This is a genomic window from Bifidobacterium mongoliense DSM 21395 (assembly GCF_000741285.1).
GTDB classification, from domain to species: domain Bacteria; phylum Actinomycetota; class Actinomycetes; order Actinomycetales; family Bifidobacteriaceae; genus Bifidobacterium; species Bifidobacterium mongoliense.
In genome coordinates this window covers 21109-40990 of record NZ_JGZE01000021.1, presented here as the reverse complement: position 1 = coordinate 40990, position 19882 = coordinate 21109, and the positions used below count along the sequence as shown (strand labels likewise).

General features: G+C 64.9%; 18 protein-coding genes. 3 read left to right on the top strand and 15 right to left on the bottom strand.

The genetic code is table 11. The features are described 5' to 3' along the window. Window positions 1–54 precede the first annotated feature (54 nt). Window positions 55–957, top strand: a complete 903-nt coding sequence (locus tag BMON_RS07575; RefSeq protein ID WP_237745381.1) for a hemagglutinin — start codon at window positions 55–57, stop codon at window positions 955–957. An 82-nt stretch (window positions 958–1039) separates the two neighbouring features. On the opposite strand, the gene BMON_RS07570 is transcribed toward BMON_RS07575, so the two are convergent. The 7 genes from BMON_RS07570 to hisD form a co-directional block, all read right to left on the bottom strand. Next, window positions 1040–2377 (bottom strand): glutamine synthetase family protein, encoded by a 1338-nt coding sequence (locus BMON_RS07570; protein WP_033513149.1) that lies wholly within the window; start codon window positions 2375–2377, stop codon window positions 1040–1042. A gap of 106 nt (window positions 2378–2483) precedes the next feature. Beyond that, complete coding sequence (gene priA, locus BMON_RS07565) at window positions 2484–3215, bottom strand: bifunctional 1-(5-phosphoribosyl)-5-((5-phosphoribosylamino)methylideneamino)imidazole-4-carboxamide isomerase/phosphoribosylanthranilate isomerase PriA (protein ID WP_033513247.1); 732 nt, start codon at window positions 3213–3215, stop codon at window positions 2484–2486. A gap of 29 nt (window positions 3216–3244) precedes the next feature. Further along, window positions 3245–3916 (bottom strand): imidazole glycerol phosphate synthase subunit HisH, encoded by a 672-nt coding sequence (hisH, locus tag BMON_RS07560; protein ID WP_033513151.1) that lies wholly within the window; start codon window positions 3914–3916, stop codon window positions 3245–3247. Between the two features lie 79 nt (window positions 3917–3995). Then, window positions 3996–4721 carry a hypothetical protein gene (locus BMON_RS07555; RefSeq protein WP_033513153.1) on the bottom strand — a complete coding sequence of 242 codons (726 nt, stop codon included), beginning with the start codon at window positions 4719–4721 and terminating at the stop codon, window positions 3996–3998. Then, entirely contained in the window at window positions 4721–5320 is a 600-nt protein-coding gene (hisB, locus tag BMON_RS07550) for an imidazoleglycerol-phosphate dehydratase HisB (RefSeq protein ID WP_033513154.1), read from the bottom strand. Before hisB ends, BMON_RS07555 begins: the two co-directional genes overlap by 1 nt. A gap of 229 nt (window positions 5321–5549) precedes the next feature. Further along, complete coding sequence (locus tag BMON_RS07545) at window positions 5550–6767, bottom strand: histidinol-phosphate transaminase (RefSeq protein WP_051918012.1); 1218 nt, start codon at window positions 6765–6767, stop codon at window positions 5550–5552. After that, window positions 6767–8146 carry a histidinol dehydrogenase gene (hisD, locus tag BMON_RS07540; protein WP_033513250.1) on the bottom strand — a complete coding sequence of 460 codons (1380 nt, stop codon included), beginning with the start codon at window positions 8144–8146 and terminating at the stop codon, window positions 6767–6769. Before hisD ends, BMON_RS07545 begins: the two co-directional genes overlap by 1 nt. Window positions 8147–8296: 150 nt before the next feature. Here hisD and BMON_RS07535 point away from each other — a divergent pair, with 150 nt between their 5' ends. Further along, window positions 8297–9220, top strand: coding sequence for a TIGR01777 family oxidoreductase (locus BMON_RS07535; protein WP_033513155.1), 924 nt, complete (start codon window positions 8297–8299; stop codon window positions 9218–9220). A gap of 51 nt (window positions 9221–9271) precedes the next feature. Here BMON_RS07535 and dnaE read toward each other — a convergent pair whose 3' ends face one another. Then, window positions 9272–12823 (bottom strand): DNA polymerase III subunit alpha, encoded by a 3552-nt coding sequence (dnaE, locus tag BMON_RS07530; protein WP_033513252.1) that lies wholly within the window; start codon window positions 12821–12823, stop codon window positions 9272–9274. 248 nt (window positions 12824–13071) lie between these two features. Here dnaE and BMON_RS07525 point away from each other — a divergent pair, with 248 nt between their 5' ends. Then, window positions 13072–13401, top strand: coding sequence for a hypothetical protein (locus tag BMON_RS07525; protein WP_033513157.1), 330 nt, complete (start codon window positions 13072–13074; stop codon window positions 13399–13401). A gap of 30 nt (window positions 13402–13431) precedes the next feature. On the opposite strand, the gene BMON_RS07520 is transcribed toward BMON_RS07525, so the two are convergent. The 7 genes from BMON_RS07520 to dusB all read right to left on the bottom strand — a co-directional run bounded on the left by BMON_RS07520 (window position 13432) and on the right by dusB (window position 19860). After that, window positions 13432–14364: an RluA family pseudouridine synthase gene (locus tag BMON_RS07520; protein WP_033513158.1), complete on the bottom strand. Its 933-nt coding sequence runs from the start codon at window positions 14362–14364 to the stop codon at window positions 13432–13434. After that, entirely contained in the window at window positions 14361–14903 is a 543-nt protein-coding gene (locus BMON_RS07515; RefSeq protein ID WP_081882998.1) for a signal peptidase II, read from the bottom strand. Before BMON_RS07515 ends, BMON_RS07520 begins: the two co-directional genes overlap by 4 nt. A 27-nt stretch (window positions 14904–14930) precedes the next feature. Next, complete coding sequence (locus BMON_RS07510) at window positions 14931–16319, bottom strand: DivIVA domain-containing protein (protein ID WP_033513160.1); 1389 nt, start codon at window positions 16317–16319, stop codon at window positions 14931–14933. A 130-nt stretch (window positions 16320–16449) separates the two neighbouring features. Further along, window positions 16450–16731 carry a YggT family protein gene (locus BMON_RS07505; protein ID WP_033513162.1) on the bottom strand — a complete coding sequence of 94 codons (282 nt, stop codon included), beginning with the start codon at window positions 16729–16731 and terminating at the stop codon, window positions 16450–16452. A gap of 34 nt (window positions 16732–16765) precedes the next feature. After that, the gene (locus BMON_RS07500) at window positions 16766–17239 is read right to left on the bottom strand and encodes a cell division protein SepF (protein WP_033513164.1); all 474 of its coding nucleotides are present in this window, start codon (window positions 17237–17239) and stop codon (window positions 16766–16768) included. 26 nt (window positions 17240–17265) lie between these two features. Next, entirely contained in the window at window positions 17266–18456 is a 1191-nt protein-coding gene (ftsZ, locus tag BMON_RS07495; protein WP_123645149.1) for a cell division protein FtsZ, read from the bottom strand. A 129-nt stretch (window positions 18457–18585) separates the two neighbouring features. Next, window positions 18586–19860, bottom strand: coding sequence for a tRNA dihydrouridine synthase DusB (gene dusB / locus BMON_RS07490; RefSeq protein ID WP_152595798.1), 1275 nt, complete (start codon window positions 19858–19860; stop codon window positions 18586–18588). Window positions 19861–19882: the final 22 nt, after the last annotated feature.

The window sequence follows — 19882 nt, the reverse complement described above, 5'->3', positions numbered from 1 at the left end:
ACGGCGCATGTCGCGCGACCGCGAACATAGGTCGATATCGCTAGCATGGGAACGATGAAGCAGACACGACGCCGCCGACGCACGACGGGTATCGTTCGGCGCTGGCAACGATGGTGGCGCCGGGCCAAGACCCCCGCACGCCTCGTCGCCTGCATGACCGGACTCATCGGCGTGATCGCCGTCATGGCTCTGATCATGGGGGCGATACGGTTGGCGCAATGGCAGGTCCGCGTCAACGCGGCCAGGACCGAGCAACAGCAGCTGCAACGCACCTATGACTTCAATCCCGGCAACATCATCGCGGACGGGCAGTTCTTCAACGCCAATGCGATGAGCGCCGCGGAAGTGCAGGCGTTCCTCGACGATCAGGGCGCTTCGTGCTCCGGCTCGCGATGCCTGAAGTCCATGCGTTTCCCGACGGAGCACCGGGACGCCGATCAGTCGTGCCGCGAATATCGTTCGACGGGCGAGGAAAGCGCCGCGGATATCATCGACAAATCCGCCAAGGCGTGCGGGATCAGCCAGAAAGTGCTGCTGACCATGCTGCAGAAGGAGCAGCATCTGGTGAGTGCGGACTGGATATCGGATTTTCAGATCAAGGCGGCCATGGGGCTGAGCTGCCCCGACGACGCCAGCTGCGATCCACGCTACGCCGGCTTCTTCCGCCAGGTGTTCGGCGCGGCGCAACGCTTGCGCTATTACGAGAACCACGAACAGGACTACGCCTACCACGCGGGCACCCTCAACCGCATCGCCTATCACCCGAACGCGGCCTGCTCGGCCTCCGATGTGTATATCGAGAACAAGGCCACGGCCCTGTTGTACATCTACACGCCCTACCAGCCGAATGCGGCGGCGCTGCAGGCCAACGGCGGCGAGGGCGACTCGTGCTCGAGCTACGGCAACCGCAACTTCTCGATCATCTACCAGCAGTGGTTCGGCAGCCCGCGACGGTAATTCCGGGATAGTAAGCCCAAGTACACGAAAGGCCGCCGGATCATGAAATCCGGCGGCCCGCGTGTAACGGCGATCCGTATACCTAGAGACGAGGCAGGAACTTCTCCAACTCATACGCCGTGACCTGACGGCGATAGTCGTCCCACTCCTGACGCTTGTTGCGCAGGAAATACTCGAAGGCGTGCTCGCCGAGCACCCCGGCGACGAAATCGGACTGCTCCATTGCGGTCAGCGCCTCGTCGAGGGATTCCGGCAGGGGCTGGATGCCCATGGCCTGACGCTCCTCATCGGTGAGCTCCCAGACGTCGTCGCTTGTGGGCTCACCCAACGTGAGCTGACGCTCGATGCCGTCGAGTCCCGCGGCGAGCAACACGGAGTAAGCGAGATACGGATTCGCGACGGAATCGAGGGCACGGAACTCCATACGGGCCGAGTTGCCCTTGCCGGGCTTGTACTGCGGGATGCGCAGCAGGGCGGACCGGTTGTTGTGACCCCAGCAGATGTAGCTCGGGGCTTCGTTGCCGCCCCAGAGCCGCTTATAGGAGTTGACGTACTGGTCCGTGACGGCCGAGATCTCCGCGGCATGGTACAGGATGCCGGCGGCGAACTGCCGGGCAATCAGGGACATGTTGAATTCCTGACCGGCCTCGTAGAACGCGTTCTCATCGCCCTCGAACAGGCTCAGATGCGTGTGCATGCCGGAACCGGGCTGGTCGGTCAGGGGCTTGGGCATGAAGCTGGCGTGGACGCCGCGTTCGAGCCCGATCTCCTTGATGACCGTACGGAAGGTCATGATGTTGTCGGCGGTGGTGAGCGCGTCGGCGTACCGCAGGTCGATCTCGTTCTGCCCCGGGCCGCTTTCGTGGTGCGAATACTCGACCGAGATGCCCATCTGTTCGAGCATGTTGACCGCGGCGCGGCGGAAGTCCATGCCCGGGCTGCGCGGGACGTGATCGAAGTAGCCGCCCTCGTCGATCGGCGTGGGGACCTTCGACCAGTCATCCTGCTGCTCGAACAGGTAGAACTCGATCTCGGGGTGGACGTAGAACGTGAAACCCTTCTCCTTGGCCTTCGACAGCGTGTTCTTGAGCACATGCCGAGGGTCGCCCAACGACGGCTCGCCGTCCGGGGTGAGGATGTCACAGAACATGCGGGCCGTCCCGTGGGGGCCGTCCCGCCAAGGAAGGATCTGGAAGGTCGAAGGATCGGGTTGGACGATCATGTCATCCTCGGAGACGCGTGTCATGCCCTCGATGGCAGACCCGTCGAACCCGAGACCCTCTTCGAACGCGGACTCCAATTCCGCCGGCGCGATGGCGACGGATTTGAGCGTCCCCAGCACATCGGTGAACCACAGGCGGATGAAGCGAACGTCTCGTTCTTCGACCGCGCGCAGGGCATACTCTTGCTGTTTATCCATACTGCCCATGCTCCCACGGGAATATTACATGGCGTTAACATAGCGCGGGCGTGTTGCCCTTCGGACGACAAGACGCGGGGCCAGGCTCCGGCCCCGATGCCCGGCGTCAGACCGCGCGGGCGACCTCGAGTGCCTGCTCGAGGGTGAAGGCCTTGGCATACAGCGACTTGCCGAGGATGGCGCTGTCGACCCCCAGGGGCGCCAACTTCGCGATGGCCCGCAGGTCGTCGAGCGAGCTGATGCCGCCCGAGGCCGTGACCTTGGCGTCGGTGCGTTCGGCGACCTCGCGCAGCAGGGCGATGTTGGGTCCGCTCATCATGCCGTCACGGGCCACGTCGGTGACCACGTACCGCGAGCACCCCGCCCGGTCGAGCACCGCCATGGTGTCGAAGAGGTCGCCTCCCTCGCGCACCCATCCGCGGGCGGCGAGCGTGTGGCCGCGCACGTCGAGACCCACCGCGACCCGGTCGCCGTAGCGTGCGATGGCCGCGGCGGTCCATTCGGGGTTCTCGAGCGCCGCGGTGCCGATGTTCACGCGAGCCGCGCCGGCCTGCAGCGCGGCATCGAGGCTGGCGTCATCACGCACTCCCCCACTCATCTCGATATGCACGCGATCGCCGAGCTCCCCGACGATGCGCGTCAGCTCGGCCCGGTTGTTCCCGGTGCCGAAGGCCGCGTCGAGATCCACGAGGTGAATCCACGATGCGCCAGCCTCCACCCAGGTCCGGGCGGCCTCAAGGGGGCTGCCGTAATCGGTTTCGGAGCCCGAGGCCCCCTGACGCAGCCGTACGGCCTTACCGTCTCGCACATCCACGGCGGGAAGCAATGTCAACATGATGTCTCCTCTTTCTCGATGATGTGGGTCGCTCAGACCCGCTCGCCCTTCAGCGTTCCAAAGCCCGCGACCCAGTTGCGCAGCACCGCCACGCCGGCCTGGGCGGATTTTTCGGGATGGAATTGGGTGGCGCTCAACGGACCGTGCTCGTAGGCCGCCACGAACCGCGACCCGCCGTAGGAGCACCAGGTGACACGCTCGGGGCTGGAACCGTAGTCGATGGCAGGAGCACCGGCCCCGGGAGCCGTCGCATTGTGGGCCGCGTAGGAATGCACGAAATAGAACCGCTCCCGCTCCACGCCGGCGAACAAGGAGCTGTCGGCCGGCGCTTCGACGGTGTTCCATCCCATATGGGGCACGACGTCGGCTTCAAGCTTGGTGACCTCGCCGCCTATCAGCCCAAGTCCCGCCGCGGATTCGTCATGCTCGCACCCCCGCTCGAACATGATCTGCTCCCCCACGCACACACCGAGCACCGGCAGTCCGGCGCTGAGGCGGTTGACGATGACCTCGTCACCGCCGACCTGACGCAGGCCTCGCATGCAGGCGGCGAACGCGCCCACACCCGGCACGACCAGTCCGTCGGCCGCCATGGCCTGACGATGGTCGGAGGTCAGCGTGGCGTCCACGCCGATGTTGATCAGTGCGCGCATCATGGACCGCACGTTGCCGAAACCGTAATCGAATACCACCACGGAAGTCATTGTTCGCTCCTCACGGATTGCATGGCCGGCGATTGGTTGCGCCACGCCGGCGTCGGGACGGATGGGTTGTTCGGACTGATTATTGGATGCTGGACTTGCCGCGGCCAAACCGCGTGTGCTTCGCGATCACGGCCATGGCCTGATCGTGATCCATGGCGGCGGTGTCGAAGATGCGAGCACCGTCACCAGCGAGATCGTCGAGACTCACGATACCCAGCATGAGGTCCTCGACGAAGGATGGCGCCGAGGCGAAGAATATCGGCGGGGCGAACTGCTCGCCGGCCTCGCCCTGCAGATACAGCGTCGCTTCGAGTTTGTCCGCGCGATTCACGGCGAGGATCACCGCCATGCCGGAGACCACGGTCGTCAAATCGCGGGCCGCGGCCTCGGGGGCGTCACCGTTCTTCGACTTGAGCACGGCGACGGCTCCGTTGTCGGAACCGATGCACCGCGCGGCGATATCGGAGATCTGACAGAAGGCCGCCAGCAATTCTGCGGAGGCCAGCCTGGTGACCAGCGCCACCGATTTCGCCTTATTGCCGATCAGTTCCTGCAGTTCGTCATCGAAACCCCCCTGTGCCTCGGCCGAGTCCGCGGTTCCATGGGCGTCATCGCCATGCTCATCAGTGTGCTGGTGATCAGCGGTGTGTCCATCGGCGTCGGCCCCGTCGGCTTCCTTCCCGGTGTCACCTGGCGTGGCGGAGCCGTCACCCGACCCCGATCCTTTGCCTTCGAACTCCTTCTCGAAGCCGTCCAACGCGGCCTGAAGTTCGTCGTCGCTGAAATGCAGATCGTCGTCCGCCATCACAGGGCTCCTTTGGTGCTCGGGATGCCGGTGACGCGAGGATCGGGCTCCACCGCGAACCGCAGGGCGCGTGCCAACGCCTTGAACTCGGCCTCGGCAATATGGTGGGGGTCCCGGCCGGCGAGCAACTGCAGGTGCAGGCAGATGTCGGCGTGCAAGGCGATCGACTCCATGACGTGACGCACCAGGGAACCCGTGAAATGCCCGCCGATCATGGCGTACTGGAAGCCCTCCGGTTCACCGGAGCACACGACGTACGGACGACCGGAGATGTCGACGACCGCCTTGGCGAGCGCCTCGTCGAGGGGCACGGTCGCGTCGGCGAAGCGACGGATGCCCCGCTTGTCGCCCAGCGCCTGCTTGAGTGCCTCACCGAAGACGATGGCGACGTCCTCGACGGTGTGGTGGGCGTCGATGTCGGTGTCCCCGCTTGCCTTGATCTTCAGATCGATGAGTGAATGCTTGCCCAACGCGGTCATCATATGGTTATAGAACGGCACCGAAGTGTCGATTTCGGTCTTCCCCGTGCCGTCGAGATCGAGACTGAGCTCGACATGCGATTCGCTGGTGGAACGGACGATCGCCGCTGTACGTGCCATTACTGCTCCTTCATGGGCCGAGTTGATGGGCCCAGGCCCATCCGGCGGCGGGCGCACGGCCGCACCACCTTCCGTGTCTTACTGTAACCGCAACGGGTCACCATGCGGTGTCACCGCGACCCCATCGTGGACGATCTCGCCTGACGGCACCGCCATCCAGACGACACCGCCATCCAGACGACACCGCCGCCATGACAGTATCGTCACGACGGCGGCGTAGACGTTCCGGTCACCGAACCAACGGCAACACTTCGGCGAGGGACCTGCGGAATGTCGCCATCTCCTCTTCGGTGCCCATGCACACGCGCAGCCAGCCTTCCGGGCCCACGACGCGTATCAGCACCCCGCGCTTGAGCAGTTCGTCGAAGATCTGGGTCCGATCGGCGAAACTGCCGCCGAACAACAGGAAATTCGACTGCGACTCGGCCACCTGCAACGGCTTGCCGTGATAGGTCTGCTCGCGCAACCATGCCGCGGTCTCCTGACGGGTGCGGCGCAGGTGACCGACCTGTTCGAGCTGCTCATCGGTGTGTTCGAGGGCGGCGAGCGCCGCCGCCTGGGTGAGGGCCGAGAGGTGGTAGGGCATGCGCACGATGCGCAGGCAGTCGATCACCGAGGGATTGGCGGCGATGTAGCCCACCCGGGCACCGGCGAAGGCGAAGGCCTTGCTCATGGTGCGGCTGACGGCGAGATGCGGGAACCGGTCGATCAGCGACACCGCCGAGGGTGTGCCCGGATCGCGGAACTCCACGTAGGCCTCGTCGACCACCACGATGGGATGGGTGGGACGTGAACTTCCGGCCACTTCGACCCTCTCGGCCTCGGCCAACACCCGTTCGAGGGCGTCCATGGGCAGCACGGTCCCGGTGGGGTTGTTCGGGCTCGTGAGCATCACGATGGCCGGACGCACCTCGTGCATGGCCCGCACCAGATGGTCGACGTCGAGCGTGAAATCGTCGTTGCGCGGGGTCGTGGTCCACGTCGTGAAGGTGTCCCTGGCGTATTCGGGATACATCGAATAGGTGGGATCGGCACCCAGGGCGGTGCGCCCGGGCCCGCCGAAGGCCTGGAACAGCTGGAGCATGATCTCGTTGGAACCGTTTGCGGCCCACAGCTGTCCGACGCTCAGGCTGGTGTGCGACTCGCGTTCGAGATAGTCGCAGAACGCCTGGCGCAGCGTCTCATGGTCACGATCGGGGTAGCGGTTGAGTGTGGGGGCCACCTGAGCGATGCGCCGGGTGATGGCCTGGACCACCGCGTCTGCGAGCGGATAGGGGTTCTCGTTGACGTTGAGGCACACCGGCACGTCGAGCTGCGGGGCGCCGTAAGGCTCCTCCCCGATCAGATCGTCGCGCAGCGGCAGGGAGGGGTCGATGCCCGCCGCACCGGTATCGGAGACGGGGGCATCGTTCGGCGTGGGGATCGCGGTCGCGTTCGACGTGGTCATCACAGACCGGCCTTTCGTTCCTGATCGGCCAGGGTGGCCTTGTCGTAGGGGTCGTCGATGAACCGGCTGAGCACGCATTCGCCGTGGGCGGGCAGGTCCTCGCTGACGGCGAAGGCGTTGATGCGTGCGGCGAGCGTCTTGAGGCCGCGCTTGTCGTATTCGATGACCTCCACGGGCTTCATGAAGGTGTGCACGCCGAGCCCTACGGCGAAGCGGGCCGTGCCTCCGGTGGGCAGGACGTGGTTCGAGCCCGACATGTAGTCGCCGAGCGGAACGGGTGAATACGGACCGCGGAAGATCGCACCGGCGTTCTTGATCCTCGGCACGACCGCATACGGATCGGCCGTCTGGATCTCGAGGTGCTCGGCGGCGTAGGCGTTGGCGGCGGCAACGGACTGATCGAGGTCATCGGTGAGGATGATGCCCGACTGACGACCGGTCACCGACGTGGCGACGCGCTCGGCGTGTTCCGTGCGCGGCACGCGCTTGTCCAGTTCGGCCTGCACCGCGGCGGCGAGTTCCTCGCTGTCTGTGATGAGGACGGAACCGGCGAGCTCATCGTGTTCGGCCTGGCCGATGAGGTCGGCGGCGACCCAGCCCGGCTTGGCGGTCTTGTCGGCCAGGATGGCTATTTCGGTGGGGCCTGCGACGGCGTCGATGCCCACCATGCCCGAGACCATGCTCTTGGCGGTGGCGACGAAGATGTTGCCCGGCCCGGTGATCTTGTCGACCGGGTCGCACAGGACCTCGCCGTCCTGGGGCTCGCTGCCGCGGGCGCCGTAGGCGAACATGGCGATGGCCTGGGCTCCGCCGACGGCGTAGACCTCATCGACGCCGAGGATCGCGCAGGTCGCGAGTATGGTCGCGTCCGGCAGACCCTGGTCGTTCTTACGGCTCGGGGGCGTCGCGATGGCGACGGATTCGACGCCGGCGGTCTGCGCCGGCACGACGTTCATGATCACCGAGCTCGGATAGACGGCCTTGCCGCCGGGCACATAGAGTCCCACGCGTTCGATGGGAATCCACCGCTGGCTGACACGAGCATCCTCGGCCAGGTCGGTGTGGAAGTCCTCGGGGACCTGCGACGAACACACGGCGCGGATGCGGCGTACGGACTCCTCGATCGCCGCCCTCACCCCGTCATCGAGGTTGTTCAGCGCCTCGCGCATCGCCTCCACGGGCACACGCAGGTGCTCGGGACGGATGTGATCGAATTTCTCGCCGAAGTCACGCAGTGCCGCGGCGCCGCGAGACTTGACGTCCTCGAGGATCGGAGCCACGAGGTCATGCGCCTCCCTGGTTCCCATCTCGGCCCGCGGCATGGCCTCCAACATCGCCGCACGAGTAAGGCGCTTTCCGCGCAGATCAATGATTCTCATAGTATTGTTGCCCATATTGACCATGATAACGACGGCGTTCACCGAATCGGCCATAGGCGGTGTAACGCGCCACATCGTGAGACGGCATGGTCGTGCAGCCGGGTGCGTCGCACCTCGTTGCGGGTCGCGGCAACGGAAGGGAACGGGACCATGACCGAGCACCATCGCCATATCGTCATCGCCGGGGGTTCGGGCCTCATCGGTTCCGCCCTGACCGCATCGCTGCTCGCCGACGGCCACCAGGTCACCCAATTGGTACGCGCCACCTGGACATCGCCCCGCACCGATGGCAGGCCGCGACCCGACCGTCGTACTTGGGACACCACCGTTGCACCGCCGCCGAGCCTCCTGGCCCAGGCCGACGCCGCGATCTGCCTCAACGGCGCATCGATCGGCCGATTGCCATGGACCCGTGAGCGCCGCAGGGCGCTGTACGACTCCCGCATCACACCGGCGGGCACACTGGCGCGGGCGCTGTCGCGATTCGGCGCGACCGGGCCGCTGTTCATATGCGCTTCGGCGACGGGCTACTACGGCTCCGCACCCGGCGTCATCATCGACGAATCCGCGCCGGCGGGCGACACGTTCCTCGCAGGACTGTGCGCGGCGTGGGAACAGGCGGCGCGCAGCGGCGGTGAACAGGCCCCGGTGACCAGCATCCGCACCGCGCCCATCATGCACCCGCGGGCGCTGCTCAGGCCGCTCATGCCCATCATGCGCATGGGCCTGGCCGGCCCCATGGGACGCGGCACGCAGATGTGGCCATGGATCGGTCTCTACGACGAGGTACGCGCCATCCGGCATATCATCGAACACCGCATGACGGGTGCCATCAACCTCGTCTCACCGCAGCCGGCCAGCGCCGACGACATCATCCGATCCGCGGCCCATGCCCTGGGGCGCCCGTTCTGGCTGCCCGCACCCGAACCGGTGCTTGCGACGGTCCTGGGGCGCGACGCCGCCGCATCGCTCATCATGGCCGACGCCCACGTCGTGCCCCGGAGGCTCATGGCATCCGGATTCGCCTTCCGCTCCCCCGACCTGGACGATGCGTTGGCGACACTGCATCGGTGACCGTCCTGCGGCGTGACCATGTGTCGAAGCCACGCAGCCACGGTGACCCGATCAGGAGGCCGGCAGACAGCTGGGACCGAAGAGGATCTTGATTTCGGCGAACAACGACGTGTCCCGCTTGACGCGGAAGCCGTCGCCGAACGTGAGAACGCGGGCGTTGCCCTGACCGTCCAGCACGGCGAGCTTGACCTCGCAATACCCGGGATGTTCACCGAGCACCTTGCCCAGATCCGCCATACGTTCGCGGTTCAGGGCCACCAACGGCAGGGCGATGACGACGGGACGCTCGTCCGCGTCCTCCAAGGTGGGCACCTGCAGTTCCGTGGCGCGCAGGCTCACGTCCTCCTCACGCAGCTCGACCTGCCCGCGGATCTGCACGATCTCATCGACGGCCAGATTCTCCGCGGCGGCGGTGTAGACCTTGCCGAAGAACATGCACTGCACCGAGCTCTCCATGTCCTCGATGGTGACGATCGCCCAGGGGTTGCCCTTGCGCGACACCCGTCGGTCCACGTTGGTGATGAGGCCGGCGAGCGTGACCTGCTGTCGGTCGTCCATCGTTTTGGCGCGGTCGAGCAGCTGGGCGATCGACATTTCGCGCAGCCCCGCGAGCACGGAGGTCATGCCGCTGAGCGGGTGGTCGGAGACATAGAGCCCCAGCATCTCCCGTTCGAAGTTCAGTTTGGTTTTCTTGTCCCATTCATCGATGTCGGGCACGCTTACGGAAGCATCCCCCATCTGGTCGTCATCAGGATCCTCAACGTCGGCGAACAGATCGAACTGGCCCTCGGCCTGCTTGCGTTTGAGGCTGACGACCGAATCGATGGCCGCCTCGTGGATCTGGTACAGCGCGCGGCGGTTCGGGTCGATGGAATCGAAGGCGCCCGATTTGATGAGCGACTCGACCAGGCGACGGTTGAGTGCAGTCAGGGGCACGCGCCGGATGAAGTCCATGAAGTTCACGAACTTGCCGTGTTCGCCCGAGCGTTCCTTGACGATATCGGCCACGGCCTTGTCTCCGACGTTGCGCACCGCCCCCAGACCGAAGCGGACGACGTCGCCGACAGCCGAGTATTCCAGCACCGATTCGTTGACGTCGGGCTGCAGGACCTGGATGCCCATGCGCCGCGCCTCGCCGAGGTAGAGCGCGGTCTTGTCCTTGTTGCTGCGCTCGTTCTGCAGCAGGGCGGCCATGAACTCGACCGGGTAATGGGTCTTGAGATAGCCCGTCCAATACGAGATGAGGCCGTAGGCGGCGGAATGCGCCTTGTTGAACGCGTAGCCGGAGAACGGCACGAGGATGTCCCACACCGACTGGGCCGCCTCGTGCGAGTACCCGTGCGCCTTCATGCCCTCGAAGAACGGGACCTGCTCCTTGGCCAGCACCTCGGGCTTCTTCTTGCCCATGGCTCGACGCAGCACGTCGGCCCGGCCGAGCGAGTAGCCGGCCAGGATGCGCGCAGCGGACTGCACCTGCTCCTGGTAGACGATGAGGCCGTAGGTCTCGTTGAGGACGGGGGCCAGGGGCTCGGCGACCTCGGGATGGATCGGCGTCATCTCCTGCAGGCCGTTCTTGCGCTTCGCATAGTTGATATGCGAGTCCATATCCATGGGGCCGGGCCGGTACAGGGCGATGAGCGCCGAGATGTCGTTGAAGTTATCGGGCCTGAGCTGCCGGAGCAGCGAGCGCATGCCATCGGAATCGAGCTGGAAGACGCCCAGGGTGTCGCCGCGCGACAGCATCTGGTAGGTCTCCTTGTCGTCCAGCGGGATCTTCGTGTAGTCGATGGGCTTCTTGCCGTTGCGCTCGATGTTGTGCAGCGTGTCCCGGATCACCGTGAGGTTGGCCAGGCCGAGGAAATCCATCTTGACCAGACCCAGGGTTTCGCAGGTGTGGTACTCGAGGGTGGTGGTGATCGTGCCGTCGGTGCGTTCCAGCAGCGGCGAGGTGTCGGTGATGGGCTCCGAACCCATGATCGTGGCGCAGGCGTGGACACCCGTCTGCCGGATCAGCCCCTCGATGCCCTTGGCCTCCTCGGTGATGCGCTTGGCGTCGGGATCGGAGTCGTACAGCTCGCGGAACTCCCGGGCCTCGGCGTACCGCTTGGAATTGGGGTCGAACATGTCCTTGAGGCTGGCGTCCTTGCCGTTCTTGCTCGGCGGCAGCGCCTTGGTGATCTTCTCGCCCACCGAGAATTCGTAGCCCATGATGCGGGCGGAATCCTTGAGGGCCTGCTTGGTCTTGATGGTGCCGTAGACGACGCATTGCGCGACCTTGTCGTGCCCGTACTTGTCGCCGACGTATTCCAGGACCTTCGCACGGCCCTCCGGATCGAAGTCGACGTCGATATCGGGCAGCGAGACGCGCTCGGGGTTGAGGAAGCGCTCGAAGATGAGCCCGTGCTTGATCGGGTCGAGTTCGGTGATGCCCATGGCGTAGGCGACCATGGAGCCTGCGGCCGAGCCTCGACCCGGTCCGACCATCACGCCGTGGGTCTTGGCCCAGTTGATGTAGTCGGCGACGACGAGGAAGTAGCCGCAGAACTGCATCTGGCAGATCACGCCGCATTCGTAGTCGGCCTGCTTGAGCACATAGTCCGGCACCGTGCCCTCGTAGCGCCGCTCGAGGCCCTCCTCCACCTTCTTGAGGAACAGGGAGGTCTCGTCCCAGCCGTCGGGGCAGGCGAACTGGGGCATGAAGGCGCCGTCCTCGCCGTCGTCGAACATGACGTTGCACCGTCTGGCGATCTCCAGCGTGTTATCGCAGGCTTCCGGATGCTCCTTGAACAGCGCGCGCATCTCCTCGGCGGATTTGATGTAGTATCCCGAGCCGTCGAACCGGAAGCGATCGGGGTCGTCCAGTCTCGAGCCGGAGTTGATGCAGAGCATGGCGTCCTGCGAGCCGCGATCCTCCTCGTGCACGTAGTGCGAGTCGTTGGTGGCCAACAGCGGCGCGTTGAGTTGCTCGGCGATCCGCAGCAGGTCCGCGGTGACGCGCTTCTCGATGGACAGCCCGTGATCCATGAGCTCTACGAAGAAATTGTCTTTGCCGAAGATGTCCTGCAACTGTCCGGCCGCGCGCAGCGCTTCGTCGAACTGGCCGAGCCTGAGCCTGGTCTGGATGATGCCCGAGGGGCATCCGGACGAGCAGATGACGCCCTTCGCATAGGTGGAGAGCACGTCGTAATCCATACGGGGGTATCGGGCCACGCGGCCTTCGAGGTTGGCCACGGACGAGGCCTTCATGAGATTCACCAGGCCGGTGTCGTTCTCGGCCCACATGGTCAGGTGGGTGATGAGGCCACCGCCCGACACGTCGTCGGAACGCTGCGATTCGTTGCCCCAGTGCACGCGGGTCTTGTCCTGACGCGCGGTTTCGGGGGTCACATAGGCTTCGATGCCGATGATCGGTTTGATGTCGGCCTTGACGGCGGCGCTCCACAGCTCGTAGACGCCGTGCATGTTGCCGTGATCCGTGATGGCCACGGCAGGCATGTTGAGTTCATTGACGCGCGCCACGAGTTCGGGGATCTTCGAGGCGCCGTCGAGCAGCGAATAATGCGTGTGGTTATGCAGATGTACGAAGTTTCCCGAAGAAGCCATGGGGACCACGATAGCGCCGGAATCTGACTTCGAGGCGTCATCGCCGCCGCTCATGGGCGGGCCCGGCGTGCCGTTGGCGGACGGTTGCCGACACGCCCGGGCCTATCGCATCACCCCCATGCCTTCGACCACAACGGCCGGAAATGACACCGTGGCGACGACACATCGGCGACGATATCCCCACGGCCAGGGAAGGGAGGTTCGCCATGCCATCACAATCGAGAGAAGACCGACCAGGCAGATCGCACATGTGGCGTGCGCTGCCTGCCGTCTCCCTGGCGATCGCCGTGTGTTCGGCTCTCATCGCCATGGGCGTCTGGTGGGCGGATCTCCATCTGGTGCGTGGGGCATACCATCCGAGTGACGCCCTGGTGCTCATCGCGATGCTCGTGGGATTGCCGATCCAGGCGATTGGTGGCGTGACGGCACTGGTGCTGGGGTCAGTGGGGATCGCCCGGGTCACGAGCGCCGATACGTCTTCGGTGAAGCGCACCGAACATTTGATCAGCCTGGTGACGTCGGTCCTGCTGGCGTTGGCCACGATCGTCGCCCTCATGCTGAGGCTGTGGCCGGGCTGAGCACACGGGTCCGTGCGCGAAAGTTCGGGCTCAGTCGCCGACGCGTCGATCGGCGTGCTGCCGCATGACCGTGAGCGCCGCGGCGAGGTCGGCGGGATAGGAGGATGACACGGTCGTCCAGACGTGTGTGCCGGGATGACGGAATTCAAGGCGCATCGCATGCAGCCATTGCCTGGTCAACCCGCACTGCGCGGTGAGTACGGGATTGGCGCCGTACATGCCGTCGCCGACGAGCGGATGGCCGATGGAGGAGAAATGCACGCGTATCTGGTGGGTGCGCCCGGTCTCGAGGTTCACGGAGACCAGGGTGGCCTCGCCGAACCGCTCAAGCACATCCCAGTGGGTGACCGCGGGCTTGCCGTCGGGGGTGATGGTGAACCGGAAATCGGAGACCTTCGCGCGTCCGATCGGGGCGTCGATCGTGGCCCGGTCCTCATGCAGGTTCCCCTGCACCAACGCGTGATAGGTCTTCACGACCTCGTGCTGGGCGAACTGCCGACGCATCTCGGTATACGCGCGCTCCGACTTGCACACCAGCATGAGACCGCTGGTCCCGACGTCGAGCCGGCTGACGATGCCCTGTCGGCCCGGAGCGCCGTAGGAGGTGATGTGCACACCGCGGTCAAGCAGGCTGCCGAGCACCGTGGGGCCGGTCCATCCCACCGAGGCGTGCGCCGCCACGCCGACCGGTTTGTCGACGACCACGATGTCGTCGTCCTCGTACACCACCGCCATATCCTCGGCGATGGGCTCGGGGACGAGGTGTTGGCGGACCAGATCGAATTCGACCGTGTCCCCGGCGCACAACGTGGATGCTTTATGCGTGGGCCGGCCCAGTATCGATGCCTGCCTGGTCTCGATCAGTTCCGTCGCATGGGCGCGTGAGACGCCAAGCATCTTCGCCACGGCGACATCGAAACGACGACCGACGAGCGCGTCGGGAGCGGGAACGACATGGCTCATGCCTGATCCACGTCCTTCGCCGGGGTATCGCCGTCCACTGACCCATGGCCGGCGGCGGGATGACGCAACGGCTCCCCCGCCATGACGAGCAGCACGATTGCGATGCCCGCGATGGCCAGCCAGATGTCGGCGACATTCCCGATCGACCATCCGTAGTTGAGGAAGTCGACGACGCGACCATCGAGCAGACCATGGGCGTAGATGATCCGATCGATGAGGTTACCCACCGCGCCGGCGAACGCAAGGGCGAAGGCCATCGTCCACCGCATCGAGTCGGTGCGCCAGACCAGGCCGACCAGAACCACGGCGGCGGCGATGGCCAAGACCGATATCAGCCAGGTCATGGACGATCCGAAACCGAGCGATGCTCCCGGATTGTGGATCAGTGTCAGCGACAGCAACCCCGGAATGATCCGGATCGTTCTGGCGTCGGCGAGGGCGCCGAGCGCCCAGATCTTGGTGATGCGGTCGAGTGCCAAGGCCAACGCCGCAAGACATACGAAGACGGCCACGCGAATGCGCGGCCGTCCTGAAATCATGGTGTTCATACGCTGCAGATTCGGTCGTCAGTCCTTCGACTGATGATCCATCTTGCCGTAGTTGTCGGAGTCGGAGACCTGGTTGACCAGCTGACCGAGGAAGTCGGTGAGCTTCGAACGGTACTCGTTCTCGAACTGCTTGAGCCCCTTGATGTTGCCCTCGATCACCTTCGACTGCTTCTCCAGGTTGTCGCGGACCTGCTGTGCATAGGTCTCGGCGGCGGTGCGGGTCTTGGTGTCGTACTCGCTGGCGCGCTTCTGCACCTCGGCCTCGTAGGCATCGCCCTCGGTGTGCTTGGTCTTCAGGTAATCGTCGGCATCCTGATGCGTGTTCACCGAATACTGATCGGCGTCCGCATGCGTCTTCTGCATGTAGGCATCGGCGTCCGAACGGGTCTTGTCGGAGTAGGCGTCGGCCTGGGCGCGCGTCTTGTCGGAATAGGCGTCGGCCTCGCTGCGGGTCTGCTTGGAGTAGTCATCGGATTCGGTGCGGGTGCGCTTGGAATACTCGTTGGCCTGGGAGACGAGCTCCTCGTACTTGTTCTGGCTGGCTTCGGTGATCTCGCGGGCCTTGGCCTTGCCCTTGTCGACATACTGGTCGTGCAGCTGCATGGCCAACGTGAGCATCGCCGTGGCGCGCTCGGGTTCGCTGTTACCGCTCGCCGCTGCTCCGGCGATCTTCTGCAAGCTGCCGGTCTCGGTGTTCGGCTCGACCTTGGCCACCTGGGCGCGCAGCTGCTCTTCGCGCTGCTGCGACTCCTTGAGCTGACGGGTCGTCTCCTGCAACTGCTGCGACGCCTGCTGGGCATTGCCGACCTGCTGCTGGAGGGAAGCCACCTGCTGCTGCGTGGCGGCGATCTGCTGCTTGGACTTGGCCAGCTGATCCTTGTAGGCGGCGACCTCACGGTTCAGCGCATCGTTGTTGCTGCGGAATTCATCACGCTCATGCTGCGCGGCGGTGAGCTTCTGGCCCAGCTCCTCGCTACCTGCCGCGGAAGCGGCCTGTGCGGTGAGCTCGTCGATCTGCTTGGACAGGCGATCGATCTGATCCTTGAGCTGCTGGTTCTGCGAGGAGAGCGCACGGTTGCTTTCCTCGGCCTCGCTGAGCTTGGAGGCGGCGACCTGCGCGGCCTGGCCTTCCTTGGTGGAGGCGGCGGAACGCAACGTCTCGTTCTCACCCTGCAGCGTCTGGACCTGCTTGCTCAAATCCGAAATCTTGGTGTTGAGGTTGGCGACATCGGGCCCGAGGGACTGGGTGGCCTGGCCACCGCCCTGCACGGCCTGCTTGCCGAGAGCTTCGACGGTTTCGGTTACCTGGTCGAGGAAATCGTCGACCTCATCGACGTCATACCCCTCTTTGAAACGGACCGTCTGGAAGGTATGCTCCCTGATATCCTTAGGCGTCAACAGAGCCATAAATCTTACACCTCGCTTTGGGCATCAAGCCACAATGTGTACATATCAGCTTCGATGCTAGCACGGACCCGCCGCATTCATGCATCAGGGAACGCCTGAGACACATGTCAAGTCCGCGGCGGAGCGGATTTCAGATGATGACCTGGAGCATGATCAGGGCGAAATACAGCACGATGAAACTCAGGTCGAAGGCGACCGGCCCCATGCGCAGCGGGGGGATGAACCGTCGCAGCCAACGCAGCGGCGGATCGGTGATCCGGTAGACGACGTTGATCAGGGCGACGACGATGCCGCGGGGATACCAACGCGGAGCCAGCACGGCGACCCAATCCAGAATCATACGGATGAACAGCACGGTGATATAGACGTTGATCGCCCAATCGAGGACGCGCATGAGAATCAGAAGCAGCATGGGACCAGAGTATCAGCCGTGCGGGCGATGGGCTTTAGGAGAACAAGTCGCGGGCGCTGTCGGCGGCCGGCGGCTCCTCGATCTTGATGTTGACCTGTGCGGGGCTCAGGAGGAACACCCGGGGCGTGACGCGCTCGATCGACCCACGTACGCCGAAGACCACGCCGGCGGAGAAGTCGACGATTCGATAGGCGACGGCCTCCGAGACCCCGGTGAGGTTCAGCACGACGGGAACGCCGTCACGTATCGCCCGCCCGACGAGTTGGGCGTCCTCATAGGACTTGGGATGAATGGTGGTGATCCGGCTGATGCGATTCGGGAACGGCGTCGATTCCCGAGGCGCGCTCGACGACGGGGTGCTGCCCGAAGCGGCGGCCATCGGGGTGACCGTGTGGTCGGAGTCGAACGAGGTCGACGTCTCGCCCGCCTCATCGCCCATCTCCGCGTCCTCGTCGACGACATCGGACATGCCCAGATAGGACATCGCGTTCTTCATAAACCCTGCCATAGGAGTTCCTTTCGCTCAGCGACGCATCAACGCAGGAAATCGGGAATGTCGAGATCCCCTGGATCGTTGGGCGGCAGCACTTCGTGCTCGCCGGTCTCATCGAGCGACTGCGAGGCCGCATCATCGGCGCCCGGCGTGAAGTCGGGGGCCGGCTGGACCAACGGGGCCACCTCGGGGGCGTCCTCCTTGGCTTCGGGGGCAGCCGTCGCAGGAGCGGCATCGGCGACGGGGGCGTCCGCAGCACCGGTCTTCTTCGAATTGGCGTCGAATCCTGCCGCGATGACGGTGACCCGCACTTCGTCGCCGTAGGCATCGTCGAGAGCCAGACCCCAAATGATCTGGGCTTCGGGATGGATGGCCTTGCGCACCAGCTCGGTGGCCGCCGAAGCCTCCTGCAATTTGAGGTCGGTCGGTCCGGCGATGTTGATCAGCGCGCCATGGGCCCCCTCGATGCTCTCCTCGAGCAACGGCGAGCTGATGGCGATCTCGGCGGCCTGGGTCGCACGATCCTCGCCCCGGGCGGAGCCGATGCCGAACAGCGCGGTGCCCGCGCCGCGCAACACGGCGGTGATGTCCTGGAAGTCGACGTGGATATACGAGTTCATCGTGATGAGGTCGGTGATGCCCTGCACGCCGGCGAGCAATGCGGTGTCGGCGGTCTTGAAGGCATCGACGATGCCGATCGTGCGATCGGAGAGCTCAAGCAGGCGATCGTTCGGAATGACGATGAGCGCATCGACTTCCTTGCGCAGGTTCTCGATGCCGAGCTTCGCCGACGAGGCACGCTGGGGCCCCTCGAAGGAGAACGGCCGGGTGACCACGGCGATGGTCAGGGCGCCCTGCTGATGAGCGGCCCGAGCCACGATGGGGCTCGCACCCGTTCCGGTGCCGCCACCCTGGCCGCAGGTGACGAACACCATGTCCGCGCCCTTGACGGCCTCCTCGATGTCGGACTGATGGTCCTGCGCCGCCTTGGCGCCCTTTTCGGGGTCGGCTCCGGCGCCCAGACCACGGCTCGACTGGTCGTTGAGGGAGATCTTGACGTCCGCATCGGATCTCAGCAAATCCTTCGCATCGGTATTGACCGCTACGAATTCAACGTTCTGCAGACCTTCGGCAATCATGCGATTGACGGCATTGCCGCCGGCTCCACCGACACCGACTACCTTGATATTGGTCTTGTCGTTGAAATTGTCAGTCTGGGCAATCTCGCTCACCATAGTCTCCTGTCATTTCACGGTTACGGCTTACTCTATCGCAGAATTACGGCCTGATGGTCGTTTTCGTCCGGCGTGTATCACGCCTTCGTCGTGTTTTCCCGACATCACGGTCCCGTACCGACACGATCAGTACCCGGCATCCATCGGGTCATCGCCGAACAACGTCTCACGCTGTTCGTGCGTCGTGGAACGCGAATCGAGCCATCCGTAAGGCAGATGAACTTTTTTCGCATAGCGAACACGACCACGCGGCGCATCGTGCAGTCGTTCGGGCAAACGCAGTTCGGGATCGAGCCGGTTGAGCTCGCGCTGCATGTCATCGAGCCCCTCGCATTCCATGAAGGCCTTGCGGGTCGACCCGCCGACCGGGAATCCCTTGAGATACCAGGCGATGTGCTTGCGCATGTCATGCACGGCCATCCGCTCGTCGCCGTCGAAGAACTCGACCAGCATCCTCGCATGCCGCATGATGATCTGAGAGACCTGTCCCAAATCGGGGTCCAGCCTCGTGTCGTCCCCGGCGAAGGCGTGCTTGATGTCGGAGAAGAGCCACGGACGACCCTGGCACCCGCGGCCGATGGCGACGCCGGCGCAATGCGTCTCGCGCACCATCTCCAGGGCATCCTGCGCCCCCCAGATGTCGCCGTTGCCGATCACGGGGATATCGAGTTCGTCCACCAGTTGCGCGATGCGTTCCCAGTCGGAATGCCCACCGTAATACTCCGCGGTGGTCCTGGCGTGCAGCGTCACCGCCGCGCAGCCTGCATCCTGCGCAATGCGGCCCGCATCGAGGAAGGTCTCATGGTCGTGGTCGATGCCCACGCGGATCTTAGCGGTCACCGGTATGCCCGCCGGGCGGCACACACCAACCACGCGGGAGACGAGATCGCGGAAAAGATCGAGTTTCCACGGCATGGCCGATCCACCGCCGCGGCGGGTCACCTTGGGCACCGGGCAACCGAAGTTCAGATCGACGTGATCGGCCATATGACCGTCGACGACCATCTGCGCGGCCTGCTCGACGATGGCGGGGTTCACCCCGTACAACTGCAGGGAACGCACCCGCTCCCCCGGCGCGAACCGACACAGACGGAACGCCTTGGGATTGCGGCCGACCAAGGCGCGTGCGGTGATCATCTCGGCCACGTACAGCCCGTCGGGACCGTACGATTCGCACAGCACGCGGAACGGCCAGTTCGTGACGCCCGCCATCGGCGAGAGCACGACCGGCGTGGCCACATGCACGGGACCCAGATCGATCGGCGCGATCGCGGGAACAGGTCGAACCGCACCCGGCTCCTCGCGCCGTACCTCCGCGGCCTGCGACCGGGGATCCAAGCCCCGCCCCTCGGGCACCGCGGCGTCCGGCCTATCCACCGACCGAATCGTCTGCGTCTGCATGGTGGTCATCGTAAAACTCCTC